The sequence below is a fragment of the Archangium violaceum genome (assembly GCF_016859125.1).
GTDB lineage: Bacteria > Myxococcota > Myxococcia > Myxococcales > Myxococcaceae > Archangium > Archangium violaceum_A.
The window spans coordinates 7,357,439-7,379,967 of record NZ_CP069338.1; the positions used below are offsets into that span (position 1 = coordinate 7,357,439).

At 67.5% G+C, this 22,529-nt stretch carries 16 protein-coding genes; 6 read left to right on the forward strand and 10 right to left on the reverse strand.

Annotated features, from left to right (window positions below; translation table 11 throughout):
* Positions 1 to 633 precede the first annotated feature (633 nt).
* Both JQX13_RS54580 and JQX13_RS31545 read left to right on the forward strand, forming a co-directional pair.
* Positions 634 to 846 (forward strand): hypothetical protein, encoded by a 213-nt coding sequence (locus JQX13_RS54580; RefSeq protein ID WP_239013969.1) that lies wholly within the window; start codon positions 634 to 636, stop codon positions 844 to 846.
* A gap of 195 nt (positions 847 to 1,041) precedes the next feature.
* Entirely contained in the window at positions 1,042 to 3,213 is a 2,172-nt protein-coding gene (locus JQX13_RS31545) for a hypothetical protein (RefSeq protein WP_203403168.1), read from the forward strand.
* A gap of 192 nt (positions 3,214 to 3,405) precedes the next feature.
* Here the strand turns inward: JQX13_RS31545 and JQX13_RS31550 are convergent, their stop codons facing one another.
* Together JQX13_RS31550 and JQX13_RS31555 are read right to left on the reverse strand one after the other, a co-directional pair.
* Positions 3,406 to 5,373, reverse strand: a complete 1,968-nt coding sequence (locus JQX13_RS31550) for a SagB/ThcOx family dehydrogenase (RefSeq protein ID WP_203403169.1) — start codon at positions 5,371 to 5,373, stop codon at positions 3,406 to 3,408.
* 265 nt (positions 5,374 to 5,638) lie between these two features.
* On the reverse strand, positions 5,639 to 6,895 hold the full coding sequence (locus tag JQX13_RS31555) for a cytochrome P450 (protein ID WP_203403170.1): 1,257 nt from the start codon (positions 6,893 to 6,895) through the stop codon (positions 5,639 to 5,641).
* Positions 6,896 to 7,127: 232 nt separating this feature from the next.
* Between JQX13_RS31555 and JQX13_RS31560 the strand changes: the two genes are divergently transcribed.
* On the forward strand, positions 7,128 to 10,409 hold the full coding sequence (locus JQX13_RS31560) for a LamG-like jellyroll fold domain-containing protein (protein WP_239013970.1): 3,282 nt from the start codon (positions 7,128 to 7,130) through the stop codon (positions 10,407 to 10,409).
* Between the two features lie 296 nt (positions 10,410 to 10,705).
* Here the strand turns inward: JQX13_RS31560 and JQX13_RS31565 are convergent, their stop codons facing one another.
* The 5 genes from JQX13_RS31565 to JQX13_RS31585 form a co-directional block, all read right to left on the reverse strand.
* Complete coding sequence (locus JQX13_RS31565; protein ID WP_203403171.1) at positions 10,706 to 11,128, reverse strand: hypothetical protein; 423 nt, start codon at positions 11,126 to 11,128, stop codon at positions 10,706 to 10,708.
* A gap of 102 nt (positions 11,129 to 11,230) precedes the next feature.
* A complete protein-coding gene (locus JQX13_RS31570; protein ID WP_203403172.1) occupies positions 11,231 to 11,728 on the reverse strand; it encodes a hypothetical protein in 498 nt (165 codons plus the stop codon).
* Positions 11,729 to 11,754: 26 nt separating this feature from the next.
* Complete coding sequence (locus tag JQX13_RS31575; RefSeq protein ID WP_203403173.1) at positions 11,755 to 12,303, reverse strand: hypothetical protein; 549 nt, start codon at positions 12,301 to 12,303, stop codon at positions 11,755 to 11,757.
* A gap of 220 nt (positions 12,304 to 12,523) precedes the next feature.
* Positions 12,524 to 12,787, reverse strand: a complete 264-nt coding sequence (locus JQX13_RS31580) for a hypothetical protein (protein ID WP_203403174.1) — start codon at positions 12,785 to 12,787, stop codon at positions 12,524 to 12,526.
* Positions 12,788 to 12,997: 210 nt separating this feature from the next.
* On the reverse strand, positions 12,998 to 14,092 hold the full coding sequence (locus JQX13_RS31585) for a glycoside hydrolase family 76 protein (RefSeq protein WP_203403175.1): 1,095 nt from the start codon (positions 14,090 to 14,092) through the stop codon (positions 12,998 to 13,000).
* Between the two features lie 141 nt (positions 14,093 to 14,233).
* Here JQX13_RS31585 and JQX13_RS31590 point away from each other — a divergent pair, with 141 nt between their 5' ends.
* Complete coding sequence (locus JQX13_RS31590) at positions 14,234 to 15,133, forward strand: alpha/beta fold hydrolase (RefSeq protein WP_203403176.1); 900 nt, start codon at positions 14,234 to 14,236, stop codon at positions 15,131 to 15,133.
* A 26-nt stretch (positions 15,134 to 15,159) separates the two neighbouring features.
* On the opposite strand, the gene JQX13_RS31595 is transcribed toward JQX13_RS31590, so the two are convergent.
* Genes JQX13_RS31595 through JQX13_RS31605 form a run of 3 tightly spaced genes read right to left on the reverse strand, consistent with a single transcriptional unit; the run spans position 15,160 to position 19,326 of the window.
* Positions 15,160 to 17,079, reverse strand: a complete 1,920-nt coding sequence (locus JQX13_RS31595) for a glycoside hydrolase family 15 protein (RefSeq protein ID WP_203403177.1) — start codon at positions 17,077 to 17,079, stop codon at positions 15,160 to 15,162.
* Positions 17,076 to 18,014: a universal stress protein gene (locus JQX13_RS31600; RefSeq protein ID WP_203403178.1), complete on the reverse strand. Its 939-nt coding sequence runs from the start codon at positions 18,012 to 18,014 to the stop codon at positions 17,076 to 17,078. Before JQX13_RS31600 ends, JQX13_RS31595 begins: the two co-directional genes overlap by 4 nt.
* A gap of 1 nt (position 18,015) precedes the next feature.
* The gene (locus JQX13_RS31605) at positions 18,016 to 19,326 is read right to left on the reverse strand and encodes a sodium:proton antiporter (protein WP_203403179.1); all 1,311 of its coding nucleotides are present in this window, start codon (positions 19,324 to 19,326) and stop codon (positions 18,016 to 18,018) included.
* A gap of 236 nt (positions 19,327 to 19,562) precedes the next feature.
* Here JQX13_RS31605 and JQX13_RS31610 point away from each other — a divergent pair, with 236 nt between their 5' ends.
* Together JQX13_RS31610 and JQX13_RS31615 are read left to right on the forward strand one after the other, a co-directional pair.
* A complete protein-coding gene (locus JQX13_RS31610; RefSeq protein WP_203403180.1) occupies positions 19,563 to 20,672 on the forward strand; it encodes an AI-2E family transporter in 1,110 nt (369 codons plus the stop codon).
* Positions 20,673 to 20,787: 115 nt separating this feature from the next.
* On the forward strand, positions 20,788 to 22,470 hold the full coding sequence (locus JQX13_RS31615; protein ID WP_203403181.1) for an alkaline phosphatase family protein: 1,683 nt from the start codon (positions 20,788 to 20,790) through the stop codon (positions 22,468 to 22,470).
* Positions 22,471 to 22,529: the final 59 nt, after the last annotated feature.

Below are 22,529 nucleotides of genomic sequence, written 5' to 3' on the forward strand. Positions count from 1 at the left end.
CCCAACCAGACGTCGGCGGTGTGGTGCATCGAGGGAATTCTTCCGATAAGCCATACAGCACCGCCAGAAGCCGTTGAGCCAGATCTGCGCTGGCTTGTGGGTGCGGACGCTCGCCCGACGAGATGAGCTCCGCCAGAACCGCCTGTCACGATGAGTTTCAATTTCGCGCAATTGGTGCGGTTCGTCAATCACCATGAACAGATGGGCGGATGTATGTCGTTTCGCACAGTGGGGCGTGTCTGGGGTACTGCTTCGCTGCGCGCGATCGGGATTGCTTTCCTGGAAAGCGAGAGAGCGCGAAACCTGTATTGAGCATGTTTGTTTATTCGCTCCACTGGTGGTCTCGGACACCGTGTCGTTGCATGCGCCCGAGGGCTGAGGCGCGCGTTTCGAGGCTCGGCTGCTCGAGGTTTGTAAAGCCAGAACGCCAGAGCCCGAGGAAAGGTGTCAAAGAATTCGAAACGCCCCGTGGAAAGGTGTCAAAGGATTCCGCGAGAAGGTGTCAAAGGACTCGAAACGTGGGACTCGAGCTGGAACGAGACTCAGCGACCGGTTGGTATGGGCACGGGGGGCGGTGCTCGCCAGCTTCATGCAGCACCTGCGCGCCAACCTCTCCAGGAAGGTGGGAAGCTGGTGGACTGGAGTGGCGGCTTCTGGGCGCGGCGTTACTCAGCGGAGCTGGTGCTCGATGATGCGGCGCTGATGGGCCGGCAGCGCTACGTGCTCGCCCATGGAGTGAAGGAGGGCCTGGTGGACAGGTGCACGGAGTGGCCGGGGCCTGCACGGCGGCTGTTCCGGTGGTTCACCTGGACGAAGCGCTGGCGCCAACGGGGACGCGGGACATGACAGCGGGGGAGGGGCGCTTCGCGCGGGAGTGGGCCGAGCCGGTGGAGTTGGAGGTCGCGCCGCATGAACTCGTATTCGGTCAGGTGGGAGAAGCCTGGGTAATAGGATTTTTTCAGCATAATAAAAAATTCCGCCAGAGCCACCAATCCTCGTGATACGGGTTGTGCCTCTTTCTCAGAAAGCGGGAAGGGCAGCATGAGAATCCGGTCGGCAATGCGGTACCTGGCCATTGGCGTGATGGCCTCGGCGACGTTGAATTGTGGTGAAGCGCAGGAGCAGCGGGAGTCGGAGCAGCTGGGGAAGACCGGGCAGCCCGTGGAGGTCATCTACCCGGCCGACATCCAGAGCGCCGCGTTGCTCGGGCAGGGCCGCAACCTGGTCACGGAGAGCAACCTGCCTGCCCAGTGCCTCAGCTCGCCCAACATCCTGAAGATTCCCCTGCAGTCCTCGAGCATCCGCCTCGACAGCGCGATGCTGCAGAACGAAGCCTCCGAGATGCTGGGCTTCAAGGTGGACGCCAAGGCGCACTTCAAGCTCCTGGACGCGAGCGCGAAGGCCAACTTCAGCCGCTCCGCGGAGAGCAAGAGCCTGTCCATCTCGCTCTATTACGTGGCGGACTACAACTTCGAGGTGGAGGAGCTCGATCAGAGCACGCTGCAGTGGAACGTGGCGCCGAGCCGCTCGGACTTCCTCCAGGTCTGCGGAGATCAATTCGCCTGGCGGAGGCAGCGGGGCGGCATGCTGATGCTGCTCTACCGCATCGACTTCGCCACCGAGAAGGACAAGCAGGATTTCGAGGCCAGCGTCAACGTGAGCGCCACGGGCGCGGGCTCCGTCAACAGCTCGGTGGAGACGCACGCCAGCAGGTTCCGCGGCAAGGCGGCGGTGCACGTCGAGGCGCTGCAGGTGGGCGGTGACGTGGCGGCGCTCAGCAGCTTCCTCGGAGGCTCGAGCTCGGGCGACGGACGCACCGCGGTGGACTGCAACATGGACAACCTCGCCGCCTGCGGCCAGCTCATGTCCAACGGCATCACCTATGCCCAGTCCTCGAGCTTCATCAACGGCATCCGCAGCAACCCGGCGGACCGCCAGTACGCCTTCGAGACGTGGAACGCGCTGCTGCCTCCCGAGTCGAAGATTCCGCTGCGCTCGGTCCCGGCCGAGGTGGCCACCGCGCGCAACTCTCTGCGGCAGAAGTTCGGCTCGCAGGTCCAGTTCCTCAACCGCGTCCTCGTGCTCAAGTCCTCCCAGTTCCCCGTCTCGGCGGACCTGCAGTCGAGGCTGTCGGGCTACGAGCTCACGGCGCAGAACAACGTCGTCTACCTCAAGGAGGCGGTGAAGACCTGCTACGACGACCTCACCAACCCGGCGGATCCGGCGCAGGTGAGCGCGTGCGTGAGCGCGGCCAGCGACTCCGCTCTGGCGGCCAAGGGGTACAACTCGTCGATGACGCTCTTCCGCCTCCAGGACATCCAGTACTCGGGCACCCTGGCGAGCACCCCGTACTTCTCCACCGACTACACCGCCGTCATCATCTGGAACACGAACAAGGCGACCACCACCCAGCTGCAGTACCGCCTCGTGAGCAACACGTCCACGCCCAACCCGTGGATCGCCACCCCGGTGGACGCGTCGCTCACGACCTCCCATACCGTGCGGTTGACGAACCTCGATCCGGTCCAGCGCTACGAGTTCCAGCTGCTGGGCTCGGACCAGGACGGCCTCAAGGGTGTCTCGGCGGTGTCCTCGTTCTCCACGCCGAAGGGGAACTACGACGTGGGCATCCTCCCGGCGGTCGCCTCCTGCCCGGGCCAGACGGCGCCCGTGGAGATCTACCTGGACAACGAGGACAACGACAACGCCAACGGCAGGGGTGGGTGGATCGGCGCCACGATCAGTGATCGCAACACGCGGTTCCGGTTCTGCCGCGTGAACGGCCTGAAGTTCCGCCCTCTCGTCACGTCGTTGCTCACCAACTACGAGTACGCGGTCCTGAAGCTCGGCTCGACGTGCCCGAATGGCTCGACGGAGTTCTACCGGTTCTTCGACAACGAGGACAACAACCAGGCCAGCAGCATGGTGGGCGATGTCGCGCCGAACTTCCGCGACAGCAACGGGAACACCGGGATGTACTTCTGCATGTTCCGGTACGGGAGCCAGACGATGTCGGTGTTCCCCGACTTCAAGCAGAGCTATGGCGTCTTCGCACCGAACGACTTCGCCCGCGCCATCGTCCGGGGCTGGGTGAACACCGATGACGAGGACAGGAACAACAAGAACGGCTACTCCTCGCCGTACGCCTCCGAGTCCCAGCGGATCGTCTCGTCGGGCAGCAACACGTCCCTCAATCTCTCCCAGGTCCGGTAGGCGGGCGCCGCACGGCTGACGGATATCGCTCCGGAAAGCACGAGGGCCGCGACTCTCGAGGTCGCGGCCCTTCTTTCTTCAACCGCGGAAGGCCCAGCCACCCGTCCACGGGAAGGGTGGCGCCGGTGGTGAACAGCTGCGCGGCTTCGCACGGGAGGACCCGGGGAGAAGAGGCCCCCGTCATCCCGGGTATCAGAGGCGGCCAAGCGCCTGGAAGTGCGCGACCCACTCGCGCGCCGGTGGCACGCCGAGCAGCCGCGCGGCCTCATCGTCATAGAACGCGCCCACGCTGCACGCCCCCAGACCGCGGGCCTCGGCCTCGAGGTAGACGCGCTCGCCGATCATCCCGGCCTCGAAGAAGGCATGCCGGTAACCCCTGGGCCCTTCTTCCTGGAGGAGCTGCCGATCGAACGTGGTGACGAGCACGACCGGCGCGCCGCCGATGACGTCCTGCGACAGGGCCGCCGACCCGGCCTCCTGGGCGAGCGCTCCCGCGCGCGTCTTCGTCAGCGCGTGTGCCGCGGGGTCGTACCGGTATGCGCCCGGCTCGAGTCCCGAGACCCGATTCGCCACGACGTACACACGCGTGGACTGGGAGAAGATCGGCGAGGCCCGTAGCGCGTTTCCGAGTACCGAGCCGAGTTCCACGAGCGACACGGGCTCCTCCGAGAACTTCCTCCGGCTGCGCCTCGCGGCCATGGCGTCGCGCACCGGCATGCCCGAGCCGACCGGCGAAGGAAGCGCGATTCCGGGGGATGCGTCGGGTGATGGCGAGGTGTCCTCGACGAGCCGAAGGGAGGTCGCGCGGTGGGCGAGTGCCGTCGGGCCCAGGTCCTTGTCGGCGCCTTCGGGCGGGGGCGCCGCTTCGTAACGTGCGGAGGCACCGCCGTCGGGTGGCAGCAGGAGCGCGGAGGCGGCGGGGCCACTGTCGCGCTCGCCGAGGGAGACGAGTGCCATCGCGCCCTCCTCGAGACCGTCGGTGCCGGTCACGGAGGCAACGCGCGACTCGTCGAAGCGGGGGATGAAGCGCGCCACGAGCCCTGCCTCGGAAGCGGCGATGCGCAGGTTCTCGAGCAGATGCCCCGTATCGGCGGCGACATAGCGGTAGGCACGGTCCCGGTACTTGTGCCCACTGCGGCGAAAGACCGCGGTCACCGCGAGGGTGGCGGGGGCTGCGTCGAAGGCTCCCGTCTCCAGCACTCCAACATCGGGTGCACGCACACGCCTGTCACTGAGCCGGGTGAGCAGGTGTCGCTCGGGATCATAATGATAGACGCCAGGAGGAAGCCCCTGGACCTCTCGCGCGAGCACGTAGAGCTCCGCTGGAAAGAGCGCGCCGCTCGAGGGCGAGGCGCGCAGCTTGAACGCTCCCTCATCGCGCGTGATGCCCGCCGAGTAGAACAGCACATCGGAGAGGGCCGCGAGGTCCATCCCGGTGCTCGGCGTCTCGGCGGGAGCGGTGGAGGCAACGGCCTCGCGAGTAGGACGCCCCCCGGCTCGCGGGCGTGGCAGGGTGACGGCCGGCTTGCCCTCGTACTGCTTGAAGGCGGGGGGCGGCGCTCCCCACTCGATCCCCGCCGCCCGGGCAAACACCCCCACGCGCGAGTGCGATGAGAACTCGTGAAAGCGCTCGATGGCCTCCATGGCCCCCGCGATCTCTCCGCTCGGGCGAGGCTCCGCGCTCGACCAATCCGCGGCCAGGCCGCCTCCGCCGTAACGGGTTCCGAGCACGAAGGCGCTGGCCAGCCCGAGCCCCCACAGAGCCAGCCGTCCCAGTCGGGGTCGAGGATGCCGGCCGAGCCCACCCGCCTTCGCGGCCTCGCTTCGAGGCCTGGGCGGCGACACCGAGCCCCGGTTCCTTCGCCGTGCCGCGACGCGCCGGAAGTACGCCACGACGACGCGCAGGTTGTAGGCGAGGTGCAGCACGACGAGCGCGACGGTGGCGTAGCCGAAGACGTAGTGCCAGTCGAAGACAGGCAGTTGCTGATTGGCCACCCAGAAGATGCCGAGGCCCGCGGTGGCCGCGAAATAGAGCAGCAGCAGCACGCTCGAGAGAATGTTGAGCGCGTGTCGTGACGGCGCGCGTCCGAGCGCAAGACGCGCACTGGCCCATGCCGCGAGAGCCGCGATCGGTAAGAACACCCAGACGAGCTTGGACATGCCCCCTCGCTCGAGGCCCGTGCCCGAGCCTCCGCTAGCGCGTGGCGAAATCGCCCTCGTGGTGCAACCCCAGGGCAGGCGGTCGAATGCCCTCGGGTGGCCCCAGCAGCTCGCTCGGGTTCGATTCGCCCGGCCCTGTTCCTCCTCCCACTTCGGATTGGCGCACACCGCGATGAGCTTGCAGGTTCGATGAACGCCTCATCATCGATTTGCGTTCGTTCGATGCCGGCGTTGCCACGGTTGGCTGGTGAATAGACGGCGCGGCCTACGCGGGCACGTCCCAGGTGATGGGCAGGTGCTCGAAGCCGCGCAGCATGAAGTAGGGCCGGAGCACCGGGGCCACGTCCGTGCGCAGCCGCAGGCCGGGCAACCGCCGCAGCAGTTGCTCGAAGGCGATCCGCCCTTCCAGCTTCGCCAGCGGAGCGCCGATGCAGTGGTGGATGCCCTTGCCGAAGGCCAGGTGCTTCTTCGCGTCGGCGCGGCGGATGTCGAAGCGGTCCGGCTCGGTGAACTGCGTCTCGTCGCGGTTGCCGGAGGCGTACAGGATGAACGCCCGCGCGCCCTTCGGAAGCATCACTCCACCGAGCGTCGAGTCGGCCATCACCGTCCGGAAGAAGCCGCGGATGGGGGCCTCCATGCGCAGCATCTCCTCGAGGGCGTTGGGCAGGAGGCTGGGGTCCTCCCGCAGGGCCTCCAGTTGGTCGGGGGCATTGAACAGCAGCCACATGCCGTTGCCGATGAGGCCCGTCGTCGTCTCGTGGCCGGCGGCGAACAGGTCCATGGCGTTGCAGACCGCCTCCTGCTCGCTCATGGGCGCGGTGCCGCCCAGGGACTGGGGCAGGAGGAGCGTCAGCAGGTCCTCTCGCGGGTGGCGCCGCCGCTCGTGGAGCTGCTCCTTGAAGTAGCGCTCCATCGCGATGAAGCCGTGCGCGCACTGGACCAGCTGTTCGATGGGCGCGGTCGCCGACATCAGCGCCGTCTTGTCATCGGACCAGCGCTTGAGCTGCTCCATGTCGGAGCGCGGCACGCCGAGCAGGTCGCAGATGATGAAGCCCGGCAGCGCGTAGGCGAACTGCTGGATGAGGTCCGCCTGGCCGTCGCGGATGAAGCCGTCGATGAGCGAATCCGCGGTCGCCCGGATGGCTGGCTCCATGGCCGCGATGCGATGTGCGCTCAAGGCCTTGCCGAACACGGCCCGGACGCGTGTGTGGTCCGGGGGATCGCTCTGCACGACGGAAAGGAATTGGGAGTACCCCTGCTCGAGGACCTTGCGCACCTCGGGGTGTGGCTCGGCCCTGGCATCGAGCGCGCCCACCGAGGAGAAGCGCGCGGTGTCCAGCTCCACCTCGGAGATGTCCGCGTAGCGGGTGACGACCCACAGGTCGAACATGGGACAGTGGAAGACGGGCCGCTCACGCCGCAGCCGCGCATAGAGCGGATAGGGATTGTCTATCTGGTCGGGGGCCAGCGGGTTGAAGTCGGCGGAGACATCATCTGGAGCGGGCGCGTTGTGGTCGAGCATTCGCGGGCGATGATAGGCCGGGAAGGTGTAAGTCGTCTGACACCGCGCCCGCGGCGCAATGTGTCATGTCGGACTGTCTCGCTCGAATTCTTTGACACCATTGATGTCCTGGGGCGCTGCTTTGCCACCTCCTGGTGTGTGGCTTTCGTAATGGACATTCGGTCATTTCCTGTCCAAGCTGTTCCGCCCCCTCGCACCAACGACAATTCAGGAAAGTTCAAGAAGGGACGCCATGTCACGCCCTGAGTCCAGGTTGCTCTCCCTGGTCCTGCTGTTGGTCTCCTTCGTGCTGCTCAGCCCCCTGAGCGGCTGTTCGACACCGGCCCCGGACACGCCGACCCCGGACGCGTCGATTCCAGATGGGTCGACTCCGGACGCTTCGACTCCGGATGCTTCGACTCCGCCAGCGGAGGTGCACGGTCTCAAGGGCGAGTACTTCCGTATGTCCGCGCCTGGCGCCCGTGACTTCGCCCATCTCGACGCGGTTGCGCTGGACCCGAACATCGACTTCCCCGGTCTGTCGGCCATGTTCAAGACGCTGACCGGCCGCACCGAGCACACCATGGCGCGGTGGACCGGCCGGATCACCGCGCCGGAGACCGGCGACTACACGTTCTCCGCGATCGGCGACAATGGCTTCCGGCTGTTCATCGACGGCGAACCGGTCATCGACCACTGGGTCGGCGATTGGGACGTCGAGCAGCACAGCGCACCGGTGCACCTCGTCGCGGGCGAGGCACACGACTTCCGGCTGGAGATGTTCCAGGACGTCGGCGGCGCGAACATGTTCCTGCGATGGTCGAGTGCCACCGTCAGCAAGCAGATCGTTCCGGCCACGGCGTTCACCCCGCCGGTCGGTTTCGAGATCTACCCGGTCGGCCTCACCGTGGGTGAGGACGGGCTCCGGCTGACGCTCGACTTCGACGAGCCGGTCACCGCGCTCGGCGACCTGGTGGCGCACCTGACGGTGGAGGCCGACACCAGCCCGATGCCGCTGGCCTCGGCCGCCGTCGCCGCCGAAGACCCGTCCCTCTTGGTGGTCACCCTCTCCGAGCCGGTCCAGCGCGGCCAGCGCGTCCGCGTCTCCTACGACGGCGTGGGCGGCCTGACCGTGGAGGGCGAGGCGGTGCCGCAACTCATCCGTGACGCCACCAACGAGTCGACCCACCGGCTGCGCACCGAGTGGGGCGTGCAGCTCGACCCGGCCAACCCTCTGCCCGAGTACCCGCGGCCGCAGCAGGTCCGCGACCAGTGGCTCAACCTCAACGGCCCGTGGGAGTTCGCTGGCGCGGCCGAGGGCGAGCTGCCGGTGTTTGGCCGGACGCTGCCGGAACGCATCATCGTGCCGTTCCCGGTGGAGTCCCAGCTCTCCGGGCTGGAGCGCCATGAGGACCACATGTTCTACCGCAAGCTCTTCACCGTGCCCGCGTCCTGGCGGATCGGCGCCGGGCAGCGGCTCCGGCTGAACTTCGGCGCGGTGGACTACCACGCGCGGGTGTGGGTCAACGGCCAGCAGGTCGCCGAGCACATCGGTGGCTACACCGCGTTCTCCGCCGACATCACCGACGCACTGAGCGGCTCGGGAGAGCAGGAGCTCATCGTCGCGGTCACCGACACCACCGGACCCAACCAGCCGGTCGGAAAGCAATCGCGTCGTCCGGGCGGCATCTTCTACACGTCGTCCTCGGGCATCTGGCAGACCGTCTGGCTGGAACCCGTGCCCAACGTGGCGATCGACGACCTCGTGATCACGCCGGACGTCCAGGCGGGCACGCTCGCCATCGAGGTTCATTCCGCGTCGGCCTCGTCCGGCGCCAGTGTCACCGCCGTGGCCCGCGATACCGACGGCAACGTGGTCGGCACCGTCACCGGTCCGGCCAACGCCCAGCTCTCGCTGCCCGTGTCGCAGCCGCACCTGTGGACGCCAGACGACCCGTACCTCTACGAGCTCGACGTCACCCTCTCCGATGGGCCGAGCACCGACACCGTCGGCAGCTACTTCGGAATGCGCTCGGTGGCCATCCAGGACGTCGGCGGCTTCCCGAAGCTGGTGCTCAACGGCCAGCCGATCTTCTCCCTCGCCATGCTGGACCAGGGGTTCTGGCCCGACGGGCTCAACACCGCGCCCAGCGACGCGGCCCTGCGCTGGGATCTGCAGGCGCAGAAGGAGCTCGGGTTCAACGCCGTCCGCAAGCACATCAAGGTGGAGCCGGCGCGCTGGTACTACCACGCGGACCAGATCGGCCTGTTGGTGTGGCAGGACTTCGTCTCCGGGACCATCACGAACGAGCAGGGACAGGAGGCGTTCCTCACCGAGGGCCGCCGCATGATGGAGCAGCTGCACGACTCGCCGTCCATCGTGGGCTGGGTGGTCTTCAACGAAGGCTGGGGCGAGTGGAACCGGGAGGAGACCGGCCGGATCGCCGAGCAGGTCAAGGCCGCCGACCCGTCGCGGGTGGTCAACGCGCACAGCGGCGTGAACTGCTGTGAGTCCAAGGGAGACTCCGGCAAGGGTGACGTCATCGACCACCACGACTACGCCAACAACGACCCTCCCTACCCGGACACCACGCGCGCGGCGATGGACGGCGAGCACGGCGGGTTCACCCTGCGCACGCCGGGCCACATGTGGCCGGGCGCGCCGGCCGTCATCTACAGCGGGGTGGCGGACAAGGCGGCGCTGACCGCGAAGTACGTCGAGAACACCGAGACCTTCTACCTGGCCGCCGCCGGGGCGGAGCTGTCCGGCTCGGTCTACACCCAGATCACCGACCTGGAGAACGAGCTCAACGGCTTCTACACCTACGACCGGCGGGTGCTGAAGGTCGACCCGGCGCCGGTGCGAGAGATCAACCGGAGGGTGATCGCCGCGGGCGCCACGGCGGGCGACGACGCGGTGTTCCCCGGACGCGGGTACTGGCCGCTCGACGAGGGCAGCGGCACGCTGGGCGACGACATCGAAGGGAGCAGCGACGTGATGCTGTACGGGGACACCAACTGGACGGACGGAGTCCTCGGGCGGGCGCTGCACTTCGATGGAGACGGCGACTTCGCCGAAACCGCGGGCCCGGTGCTGGACACCCGCGGCGACCACTCGATCTCGGCGTGGGTGACGCTCGACGTGCTGCCGGGCAACTACGCCACGGCGGTCAGCCAGGACGGCCGCCGCACGGAGAACCCGTTCTACCTGCAGTATGGGCATGGCGCGTTCGCGTTCAGCATGCCCGGGGGGCTCCGTGCCACGTACGCCGTGACGCCGGAGCTCGGCCGCTGGTACCACCTCGTCGGCGTCCGGGCCGGCGGCGAGCTGCGGCTGTACGTCGACGGCCTTCGGGTGGCTGCCATACCGGCTGGCCCGGGGGCGGTGAGCAGCGGGCCGCTGGCAATCGGGCGCGCGAAGTACGCCGGCCGCGACACCGACTTCTGGGCCGGGTCGATCGACGAGGTGAAGGCCTTCGGCCGCGCGCTCGACGACAGCGAGGTGAGCGACCTGTACGCCACGGTGCGTCGCTGACGCCCCGGACGCATACGCAACGACGCATGTGAGAAGGGGAGGGGGGCTGGGCCGGTGCCCCCTCCTCGCCTCGATGGCGAGGCACCTGCAACATCAAGCACGCCCTCCTGGCCGCCCTGGCGCGCGCGCACGGGCGGCCCGTCAAGCTGATGCTCGGCATCTACGCCAGGCCTGTTTCTTCGTCGAGCAACAGATCGAACCGGAGGACATCGGCGCTCCCAAGGCGGAGACGCACCGTGCCTTCATCCGGGCCTGGGCGGCCCGACGGAGGCTGGACGCCGAGCGCATCCTGACCTTCAGGACCCTCTCTCCTCCGCCAGGAGGGGTCCAACGAGCAATCCCTCCGCCGTCTGGGGCTCCCCGAGACGCCAGCTCTGCCCGGTTCCGCTGTAGGGGTACACCAGGAACACCGAGGCGGTGCGTGTCTCGACCTGGATGCCCATGCCAGACTCGCTTCCGGATTCGAGCGTGGTGACGAGTGCGATCGCCCCGACGCCGCCCGAGCCGATGCCGCGCTCGAGATGCGCGATGGTGGCATCGAGCAGCTCGTCCCATGAGGCGCGCGGCAGCTGGTCCCGGGGAAAAAAGGTTCTTGGATTGTCTCCCGCCGGGTCGAGGGTCAGCCCGAACGGGAGCACGGAGCCCTGCTTGCGAAGCAGGAGCAGGCCCGCTTCCCTGGCCACGTGTAGTGCCTTCTTCAGCAACTCTTCGTCGTTCATCGCGCCATCCAGGAAGAGGGTGGAGGAGATTCCTCGGGTGTGGACATGGAATGAGGGCGCGGGGGTGTAGCACCATGTCCTCGCTCCGTCACGTCGAGCCCGTCAACGGATGGTGACGTCGAAGCGCTTGGGAAGCTCGTTCTCATCGAGCACCTGTGCCCTCAGGAACTCGATGGCGATCCGTGCTCCCGGTTGCCAGTAGGGCTCGCCCTGCTCGTTCACCCACTGGCAGCCCTGCATCTTCTCGAGCTGGAGGAGCCGGAACTCGAGCTGATCGTAGCCTTTGTCCGAGGTGAGGTTGTCGTCGATCTCCACGGTGAGCTGGGGCTGATAGGGCCCGAGGTAGACGGTTGTCAGCGTCCGGTTGGAGTAGATGGCGAAGAGCGATTCGCCCACCACCATGGGACTCAGGTTGAACTGAAACTGTACGGAGGAGCGCCCTTTGTCACTCAGGACATACCGATGGAGTTGGTCGAAATGGGTGCGCGCCGCCTCGAGTTCTTTTGGGGTGAGTTTCTGGCATTGCATCATGTAGGAAGCCTCGAATCCGTACTTGAGCGCGAAGGCTCCTGCCGCCGCGAAGATGAATCCAGCGGTCACGAGTGGGTATCTGGAGCGCTTTGGCATCAGGAGGGCGACGACTTGGGGGTGAACACGTGCATGCCGGCACTGAGACCCTTGGGGGTCTGTCCGGTGCTGGGGAGCTCGATACCACCCGCCTTGCGCCAGAGCGCGTATCCGCTCGTGCCTTCCTTGACGGCACCCGAGAAGAGTCCATCGGCGAGGCCGGGATGGGGAAGGGCCTGGTGCTCGGATGGAAGCTCGATGACCTGCCCCTTCTGCGTCTTGCGAGCTTCCTTCAACGCTTCGGAGAGGGCGAGGGAGGTGCTTTTCTCTCGCAATATGCCCCCATAGAAGCTCCGCCGGAGGAAGGCATGAACCTCGACCTTGTAATGGTTGGCCATCTTCTGGGCCAGACTGCCTTCCATGCCGGCGTCCGCATCACTGGAGAAGCTTTCCCAGATCTTGGAAGCGCCGGTCCGGCAGGCGTAGGAATAGATGCGACCATCTGGCACGAAGGCGTCCTTCCGGGTGGCGGAGAGCTCGGAGGCCGAGAAGTCGATGGCCGGAGTACGGAAGGGACCATTGAAGTTGAGTTTGATGGCGCCGGGCACCCCATGGGAGAAGAACGCGAAAGCCCTCCGCGGGTCAGGACATAGGCCGCGGCGATGAACATCATCTTGAGCCAGAAGCTGTCGTAGTCCGACTCCGAGCCAACGAAGAGGACATTCTCGCGGCGGATGAGGATGTCCTGCGGGCAACCCGTGGCGGTGCCATCGGTCGGAGTCGAATCCGAGGGCTGGGAGTTGGGATGAGTGGGTTTTCCCGGTGTGGTCATGACCGCACTCCCTCGGTCTGGTGGGCCAGCAGTTGCTCGAGCCAGGCGAAGGCCCTGGTCTTCAGGAGGCTGGCGCGGTCCTCCGGATCGCTCGTGGCTGTGTCCCCCAGGGTCTGGGCAATCCAGGGCTGGAGTGGATCCTCGAAGCAGCCATGGCCGAACACCCAGAACCCGGCCAGGTGTTCGAGCATCTTGTCCTCGAAGCTCCGCCTCGCCACTTCGCCAAATGCTTCCAGCTGAGATTTCCGGATGGTCAACACGTCGGACTTCCCATTCCAGCCTGATACGTATGGGAGGGACGTGCTCGCCTGCGCTCATCTGCTCGCGAACGCCTCCCCCCTCCGTCCGCCGCAGGCCTGGAAGCGTAGGTGCTCATCTCCGGGTTGTCCAGCCGTACGCCAGGTGTTTACGGGCCGCACCGATTGGGTAGGGGAGGGAGGGCGGCGAGCTGGCTCGGTGTACGCGGCGCCTCAGAACGGGGTCTGCGAGACCGCGAGGCCGGGGCTCGCCTCCCAGGACGTGACGTAGTTGTCCGGGGTTCGTCGCCACCACTGGCCCCACATCACGCCGGACGAGTTCCGGTACGACCACGCGGTGTTCGCGTTGTAGTTCAGCCAGCTCTTGATCGAGGCGTCGTTGGCCGCGCCCGCCCACCTGCTCGCCCATCGAACGAAAATGCCCTTGAACCCAGCGGTATCTCCGTGGCCGCCGTTGGCATCGTACTCGTCGTTGAGGATGTCCGCGATGTGCTGGCCCGTCAGGTTGCGACGGGTCCAGTTCACCGCCAATCCGCCCGCGTCGCGATAGCTCGTGTTTCCGGTCGCCTGATAGAGCAGGGTCGACGCGCCAGCGAAGGTTCCCTGGTTATAGGTGAATGCCCACCAGACCTTCGTTCCGTTGGCCTGGATGTGGTCGGCGACCTGACCGGTCGAGGCATTGAAGAGGGTCGAACGGAGCCAGTTGTAGATCTGGTCGGCTTGCGCCCGGTAGCCGGTGTTGACCGTGTTCCGGGCGAGCAACATCGCGGCGATGACGGCCGGGCCGTTCACGCAAGCATTCTTGGTCTGCTTGTCCGTGCGCCACCAGAGGCCACCCCCGAGCTGGTTGTCCCAGGCGCGATCCCAGACCTTGTTGAACTGCCACTGCGCTTGATCGAGGAACGGGCGATGGCCGGTGATCTCGTAGCCGCGGGTCAGGGCGATGACCGCCCACATGATGTCGTCGTTGTACTCGTTCCACGACGCGAAGTCCGTGGTTCTGCTGACGACGTTGTTCAACCCGTTGAGCAGTGAGAACACCAGGTCGCGGTAGGCCGGGTTCCTGGTCCGGTCGTAGGCGTCCTCGGCCGCCTCGATCTGCTCGCAGACCCGCCAGAAGTCTATCCGGCCAGGCACGCCGCGGTTCGTGTCGACCACGTAGTAGCCGTTCCCTCCGTTCGCCACATAGAAGGCGTTGTTGTAGGAGTCGATCGCCAGGTTCTTCTCCGTGGGGGTGAGGGCAATGGAGACGGGTGCGTACGCCAGGACGAGGGTCGCGACCAGGAGGTTCAGGAGCCGCTGGGTCATGTAGGTTCCCCTGTGAAATCCGGTATTGCGTATCCGGGAGGTAGAACCCATTATTCCATTTTAGCTCGGAGCGAAAAAAGAAGAAAAGAAGAGGAGACGCGCGAAGCGTTGCGTTGGCAGGCGAACACCAGGGAGGCACGCATGGCTTTCATCGACGATATCCCGGCTTCATCACGGGTCCTGCACCGCCGCATCGAGATCGACGGCCTGAGCATCTTCTACCGCGAGTCCGGTCCGGAGCACGCTCCGGTATTGTTGCTCCCGCACGGCTATCCCTGCTCCTCCTATCAGTACCGCCGTCTGATGCCGGCGCTGTCGGAGCGGTGGCGGACCGTCGCACCCGACCTTCCAGGGTTTGGCTACAGCGACACTCCGGAGCCATCCGGGTTCGGCTATGATTTTGATGCGTATGCCAGGTTCCTCGAGCGGTTCACCGAGGCGCTGGCGCTTCGGGAGTATGCCATCTGGCTGCATGATTATGGCTCCCAGATCGGGCTGCGACATGCCATCGCCCACCCGGAGCGGATAAAGGCTGTCATCATCCAGAATGGCGACATCTACGAAGACGCGCTGGGTCCGAAATACGAAGCCATCAAGGCGTTCTGGAACGACCCGAGCGCGCAGACGCGTCAGCCGCTGGAGGCCGCCGTGAGCGAGGCGGGCTTCCGGGACGAGTTCGTCGGAGAGATTTCGTCACGGCTCGCGGAACGAATTCCGCCCGATCTGTGGAAGCTGCACTGGCCGCTCATGGACACACCGGTGCGGCGGGCCGTCGCCGTGGGGTTGATGGAGAAGCTGAAAGAGAACCTGGAGTGGTTTCCCCTCTACCAGCGCTATCTTCGAGAGAAGCATCCCGCCACGCTGATCCTCTGGGGGCCGGAGGACGGCTACATGCCAGCGCCTGCCGCACGCGCTTATTTGCGTGACATTCCCGATGCCGAGCTGCATCTGCTCGAAGGTGCTGGTCACTGGCTTCTGGAAACGCACTTCGAGGAAGCCGTGCCGATCGTGCGCGACTTCCTGGCGCGCAAGCTCACATGACGCGACATTGAACAGTTGCATGACGCTCACCCGCCTGCGTTCGTGGCGCCGTCCCGCGTCGCCCTCTCCTCCGGGCGAGTCGCGGGACCGGGCAGGCTCGAGGGGGACCCGCTGAGGGTGTGCGACCGCTCGTGACGCGTGAGCCGCTCGAGGAGGACCCCGCTGGAGATGAGACCTACGTGGCTCAGTGCCTGCGGATAGTTGCCAAGAAAGGCCCCGCTGGCGGGGTCGATCTGCTCGGGCAGCAGGCCCAGGGGTCCGGCTCGCTGGCACAGGGAGTCGTAGAGGTTCATCGCCTCGTCGAGCCGTCCCTGCAGTGCCAGGTTGTCCACGAGCCAGAAACTGCAGAGGAGGAAGGCACCCTCGTCCCCTTCGAGCCCATCCGGAGACTCCCGTGGCAGGTACCTGTACAGCAGACCCTTGCCAGCACCCAGGTGCCGGTGGATGGCTTCCGTGGTTGCCCTCATCAAAGGGCTATCCGCGGGGAGGACCCGGCGGAGGGGTAGCGCGAGGAGGCTCGCGTCCAATCCCCCTCCGCCGAGATGCTCGGTGATGGACTTCACTTTCGGGTCCCAGGCCTCCTCTTGGATGGCTCGAGCGATCGTGTCCGCGCATGTCCGCCACCTCTCGATGTCACCCGGGAGCCGGAGGTCACTGGCCAGCCGGGCGGCCCTGTCCAGCGCCACGTGGCAGAGCGCCGCCGAATACGTGAAGGGCCGTCCCGCCGTCCTCACTTCCCAGATGCCGTGGTCGGGTGTTTGCCACTCCCGCGCGGCCGCGTCCGCGAGCGCCGCCAGGTGAGACCAGAGGGCCGCGTCGATGGTCCCATTGCCGCTGACCCACTGATAGGCACAGTCGAGGATTTCTCCGAAGACGTCGTGCTGGTGCTGTTCGGCCGCGGCGTTTCCCCAACGCACCGGAGCGGAGCCTCGATAGCCTTCCAGCTCCGGGTCGATACGCTCGGGCGGCGGCTGATTGCCATCCAGGTCATAGAGCACTCGGGGGCGCCCGTGCCGCTCCACCGCCTCCAGCACCCACCCCAGGAAGCCAGCGGCTTCCGAGCCCATCCCAATGCGCCGGAGCGCGTACACGGAGAAGGCCGCGTCCCGGATCCACGCGTAGCGGTAGTCCCAATTCCGGGAGCCGCCAAGGGTCTCGGGCAGCGACGAGGTGGGCGCGGCGATGATGGCGCCGTTCTCGAAGTGGTCCAGCAGCTTCAGGGTGAGGGCGGAGCGCCGGACCAGCGCTCCCTGGGGACCCTCGTAGCGGATGTGCGAGGCCCACCGGCGCCACGTCTCCACCGTCTCGGCCAGCTGTTCCCCGGGCGGAACATCCCAGTGGCGGCGGTGCGCCCCGTTCCACTGCATCAGGAGCGCCGCCTGCTCTCCCGCCGCCAGCTCCCAGAAAGACTCCTTCCCGGATAGCGGCTGCGTCGCCCGGAGGACCAGATCGACCTCCGGCCGCGCGGCCAGCCGGACGAGCAGTCCGCCCCTCCACGGCTCCAGCTGGCAATCCCCGCGAGGATGGAAGGTCACGCGCAGCCGCACACGGCCATGGAGGACCTCCACCTTCCGCAGGAGCTCCCCGCGATGCGCCGGTAGATCCTCCCGCAAGTCAACGGCTCGCAGCAGCAGGGCATCCGTGATGCGGACGAGGCCCGTCGTGCTTCGCAGCTCCGTGACCAGGACCGCCGTGTCTTCCAGGTACTCCTGCCGGGACTCGACCAGCCCCTCGGGTGCGACGGTGAAGGCTCCCCCCCTTTTTTCATCGAGCAGGCCGCAGAACAGCGGTGGCGAGTCGAAACGGGGTACACACATCCAGCAGACGGAGCCATCGCGCCCGATCAGCGCCGACGCCTTCCCGTCCCCGATGAGGCCGTGATCCTCGATGGGGAGGAATCCCCCCACGCGCTTCAGCTCTCGGAAGCCTCCGGCGGACGGGCTCATGACGCCTCCCTCGGGAGGTCCTCCTGCTCCAGGATGAGCACGTCACAGGTGCTCTCCTTGATGATCTGCCGCGCGACGTGCGGGCGCACGAGCCGGCCCAACCCCAAGCGCGTGTGCCTCCCAACGACGACCAGGTCCGCGTGCTCCTCCTGGGCGAGCTCCAGAGTGGAGGTGCTGGCTTCGCCGGAGCCGATGAGCTCGTCGAAGTGCACCCCGGCCTCACGGTACGGAGTCAGGAACCGGTGCAGCTCGGCACAAGCCTGTGTCCTGGCTTCGCGCTGGAACTCCGGGATGCGCGAGGGCGCTGCCTGGTGGAGGACGAGCTCGTAGGACGTATCGTAGTCGTGCAGTACGGCCACGCGGCTCGCGTTGGGACACAGGCGGAGCGCCGCCTCCACGGCATGCCGGGACGCCTCCGTGAGCTCCACGGCGATCAGGGGGTGTTGATAGGGGCCCACCGGGGGCGGCCCGACGACGAGGAGCGCGGTGGGGATGCTCTCGACGAAGCCTCCGGCCATCCGCTCCCGCAGCCGCGCCAGGAGCGAGCCCGGGATGCGGGGCCTCCCTATCACCACCAACTCCGCCCCGAAGTCCCGTGCCGCCCGGGTGATGGCCTCCAGCGGCTTGCCTCTCACCAGCAGGCCGCGCACTTCGCATGAGCCCCGCGCGAGCCTCCCCCGGGTGTGGTGCACCGCCTCCTCGAGGGCGTGCCGGGCGAGCGCTTCTTCCTCTCCGTGCCGGATTTCGCCGGTGGCCTCGGAGGGCAGCGCGTGAACGAGAAGGAGCTCCGCTCCCTCCTGGAGGGGCAGCTGGCGCGCCCGCTCCAGCGCACAGGCGGAGTGGGGGGAGAAGTCCGTGGCCACCAGGACGCGGCGCAGGCCCAGTCCTCTTCCTGGCCCATGACCCCGAGGCGTGATCGGTTCGTGCGTCATCATGTCAGTGCCCTCCTTCGCTCGCGGGAATGTTCCTGGGAGGCCGATGTGTCTGGCCTCGAGGTGGACGTGGTGCCTTCGTGGAGATGGATATGGCCTCGGGGTGGGGCGCGGCCAGCAGCCGCTTCACCGCGAGAATGAAGATGCCCGTGAGGAGAAGGTTGAGCGCCAGGGACAGCAGGGCCACCGTCATCGCCGTTCCACTGATGCCATAGCCCAGGGACACGACGAGCACGCCGGCTCCGACCTCGCCTCGTGGAAAGAGCCCGACCGCGAGGGCGACCCGTTCGCGCGGGCTCGCCTTGTCGCGATAGCACAGCGCCGGGAACATCTTTCCCAGGTTGGACAGGAGGGTCACCGCCAGGACATGGAGGGCGATGAGGCCCCAGCCCGGGCTGCCACCCGCGACGGCGCTGACGCTCTGCGCGGCTTCCCGGGACGCGCCGGCCCCGCCCAGGGCGGGCATCGACAGCCCCACGAGCACCATGAAGCAACCCGAGATGACGGTCGCGACGCGCTGCTCGTTGCGCGCATCGGGCCCGGGTTGCTCACCTTCCAGCCCGTCCTGCTCGTGCAGCCCGTGCTCGGGTTTGGCGATCATGCAGCCCAGGATGAAGGCGGGCAGGAGGACCTCGAAGTGGACCGCCGCGTCGGGATCCATGTACCCCGTCCCGAGGTAGATGAGCTCGGAGACGAGCGCCAGCAATACCGAATAGCCGAGCACCCAGGGCCAGCTGTACGGGATGCGCCAGCGGTGCAGGTACTTCCACCCCCCCCAGAGGAGAAGGACGATGAGGGCGATGACGCCCGCGAGCTGCCAGCGGAAGCCGACGAGCAGGACCGTGAGCGGCACCATGAGGAGGATGGTGTCGAGGTCATCGAAGATGGCGAGGATGCGTGCCTTGCGGAACACCCACGTCGCCCCCAGGCCCGCCGCGGCCAGCATGGAGAAGAGCACCCCGGCGCTCGTCGGCGCGGCGAACCGTCCCTGGAGCAGCGCCTCCTTCCAATAGTCGAACCGTCCCCAGAACTCCGGTGGCGCCAGCACGAAGACGAAGTAGAGCGTGACGAAAATCCAGGGGAAGGTGGCCGCGGTGGCGGCCACCACGTAATCCCAGCCGTACTGGCGCAGGTTCGACTTATCCAGGTCGAACTCCTGCCCGACGTGAATCATGATGAAGGCCAGGCCCACCATGGTGAGCAGCCGGATGACGTGCGCCAGGGGCTCGTAGACACCTGGCCCGAGCGCTGGAAGCGCCTGCGACGCCACCAGTCCCCCGAGAAGCAGGATGGAATAGATGAAGACCTTGCGCATGGCTGATCCTTTTCGACCCTCGTAGTCAATGAGGGTAGGGAAAGGGCGGGCCCGAGTCAGAGCTGCTGCTCCCTCCCTCGCCAGCCAGCGGGGCGGGGCTCTTTTCGCTCAGGGGCTGATCCCTCCGTTCCCCCAGGGAGCGGGCGGGTAGGGGCTCTCCGCCACTTCTCCACGGTCCCCTCCTCGGTGGCCGGGCCCGTGCCCAGCATCACTCCGAGGAGGAGGAGGAGGAGCGGATGAACAGGGTACATCCCAATCTGGAGGCAGCAGCGCGCTTCAGCGGGAGGTGCCTGCTCATCGCGGGCCTCGTCTTCGTCCTGGGTTACATCGTCAGCAGGTTGCCCCTGGTCTTCCTGTCGGTGTTCGTGGCGCTGCTGTTCACCAGTCTTCTCCTCCCCGTGGCGGATTGGCTCGCCCGACACCGTGTTCCACGCTCCCTGGCCGCGCTCGCCGCCGTCCTGCTGGCGGTGGCGCTCCTCGGGGGACTCCTCTCGTGGATCATCCCGAAGACGGCCTCCGAGTTGTCGGCGAACGCCGACACGCTGATCCAGCGGGTCCAATCGCTCGCTCGCTCGCTCATGCGGTTCCTGCCTGGGGAGCAGCCCTCGCTGGATGAGCTGGGGGGACGGGCCGAGCAGTGGGTGCGCCAGCATTCGCGAACGCTCACCCTGGGTGCCGCCTCGGGGGCCGCCACGCTTCTTTCCGTGCTGAGCGGAATGCTGCTCACCCTCGTCCTCACCTTCTTCTTCGTGCGGGATGGGAGCACCCTGGTGCGCGCGGCCCTGTCTCCGCTCTCGCCCGAAAGGCGCCGGCTGGCCGGTGCCGCCGTGGGCCGGGCCTGGCGGACCCTGAAAAGATGGGTGCGTGGGACGGTGGTGGTGGCACTCATCGACGCGGTCGGCATCGGTGCCGGGTTGCTCATCCTCGGAGTCCCCCTGGCATTGCCCATCGCGTTGCTCACGTTCCTGAGCGCCTTCGTGCCCGTCGTGGGCGCGGTGTTCGCGGGCGCGGTCGCGGTGCTGGTCGCCTGGGCCACACAGGGCACCCGGGACGCGCTCATCACCTTCGGCATCGCGCTGGCCGTCCAGCAGCTCGAGGGCAATGTCCTCCAGCCCATGGTGATGGGCCGCATCCTGCCACTCCATCCCGCGGTGGTGCTCCTCGCCGTCACCACCGGAGCCCTGGTGGCGGGCCTCGCGGGAGCCTTCGTCGCGGTGCCGCTTCTGGCCGCGCTCACGGCAGGGGGTCAGGCCCTCCTCGGCGAGGGTCGAGAGCCGCCGCGGAGCGACGACACGTCCGCGGAAGAGCCGGAGGACCTGGATGATCAGCTGCCCGCCCACCACTGAGCTCCCTCATGTCCTTGCTCCGACAGCCGGACGCCTCCTCTCTTGTGGCAAGCGCCACGGGTAGGCTTCGCTGTGAGGAATGGGAGCGAGGATCTCCGGACACGCGAAGGGGTGGATGATGGTGGGCATCGTGGCGGTCCTGCTCGTGGCCGCGGGCGCGTGGTGGCTCCTGCTCCGGCCAGGCTCGCCCACGGAGGAGACGCTGAATCAGGCCGTGAAGCTGGCCGCTACGGGTGGAGACCGCGTGCTGCGCGAGCCGATGCGTCCGCTCACCCCCGGGCCTCGCGTGCTCCTCTTCGCGCTCGACGGGGTAGGGGAGACCGAGTTCCGCCAGGCGGTGGGTGAGCACACCTCTGGCTCCATCCACGCCTTGCTGGGCCCCCAGCGCGGCGAGCACCTCTACGCGCACGGCTTCTCGGTCCCCGGGGCGCTGAGCATCCTGCCCTCGACCACGGTGGCGGCGTGGGCCTCCGTCTACACGGGCCAGCCCCCCGCGCGCACCGGGGTGCCCGGCAACGAGTGGTTCGCCCGCGACGAGGTCCGCTTCTACGCCCCAGCCCCCGTCTCCGTGCAGGCCAGGCAGGACGTGTTGCGCACGCTCACGGAGGGGCTCGTGGGCGATGTCCTGAAGGTTCCCACGCTCTTCGAGCTGGCCGACGTTCGCGCCTTCGTCAGCCTCGCGCACGTGTACCGGGGCGCGGATCTCCTCACCACCCCGGAGCCGAACGCCGCCACGGACCTGCTCGTCGACTTCGCCCGGGGCCTCGTGGGCGCGCCGGATGTCGAGCGCGAGACCTACGCCACGCTGGACCAGGAATCCGTGGCGCATCTCCTGGAAATCATCCGTCAGCACGGAGTCCCCCGCCTCCAGGTCGTCTATTTCCCTGGCGTGGACCTGTACACCCATGTGGTCGGGGAGCCGCTGGAGCAACAGCGGCGCTACGTGCGCGAGGTGCTCGATCCGCTGGTGGGCCGCGTGCTGGATGCCTATGCGGAGGCCGGCGTGCTCGAGGACACGTATGTGATGTTCGTCTCGGATCATGGCCATACGCCCGTGCTCGGCGATGACCGGCACGCGCTGTCCGCCCAGGGCGATGACGAGCCCACCACCGTGATCGAGCGCGCGGGCTTCCGGTTGCGCCCGCTGCGGCTGGAGGTGGAGCCGCGAGCGCGCGACTTCCAGGCGGTGGTGGCCTACCAGGGGGCCATGGCCTACGTGTACCTCGCGGATCGCTCCACCTGCCCGGAGCCGGGTCAGCGGTGCGATTGGAGCCGCCCTCCCCGGTGGGAGGAGGACGTGCTGCCGGTGGCGCGGGCCTTCCACCGGGCGAACAGGACGGGCGAAGGCGCGGCGGACATGAAGGGCGCGTTGGATTTCGTCTTCGCCCGCGCGGGCCGCCCCGTGGGCGAGGATGCCCCGGCCTTCCAGGTGTTCGACGGCGAGCGGCTGGTGCCCCTGCCCGAGCACCTCAGGGCCCATCCACGGCCCGACCTGTTGAACCTCGCCGAGAGGATGGAGCAGCTCGGTGCGGGCCCCCAGGGGCACCGGGCCGGAGACGTGCTGCTGTTGACGCGCACGGGCCTGGAGCGCCCCATCTCCGAGCGCTTCTACTTCGCGGGCTACTACCACTCCTGGCATGGCAGCCCCAGCGCCCAGGACAGCCGCGTCACCTTCGTCGTCGCGCGGCGCGGCGAGGACGGGGCCCGGCTGCGGGCACGGGTGGAGCCCGTGGTGGGGCCAAGGCCTTCCCTGCTCCACGTCACGCCGCTGGTGCGTGAGCTGCTCGGGACGCGCTGAGCGCTCCCCCTGGCAGGCGGGACGTCCAGAGGCCGACGATCCATGCGGAAGCCGTGGGC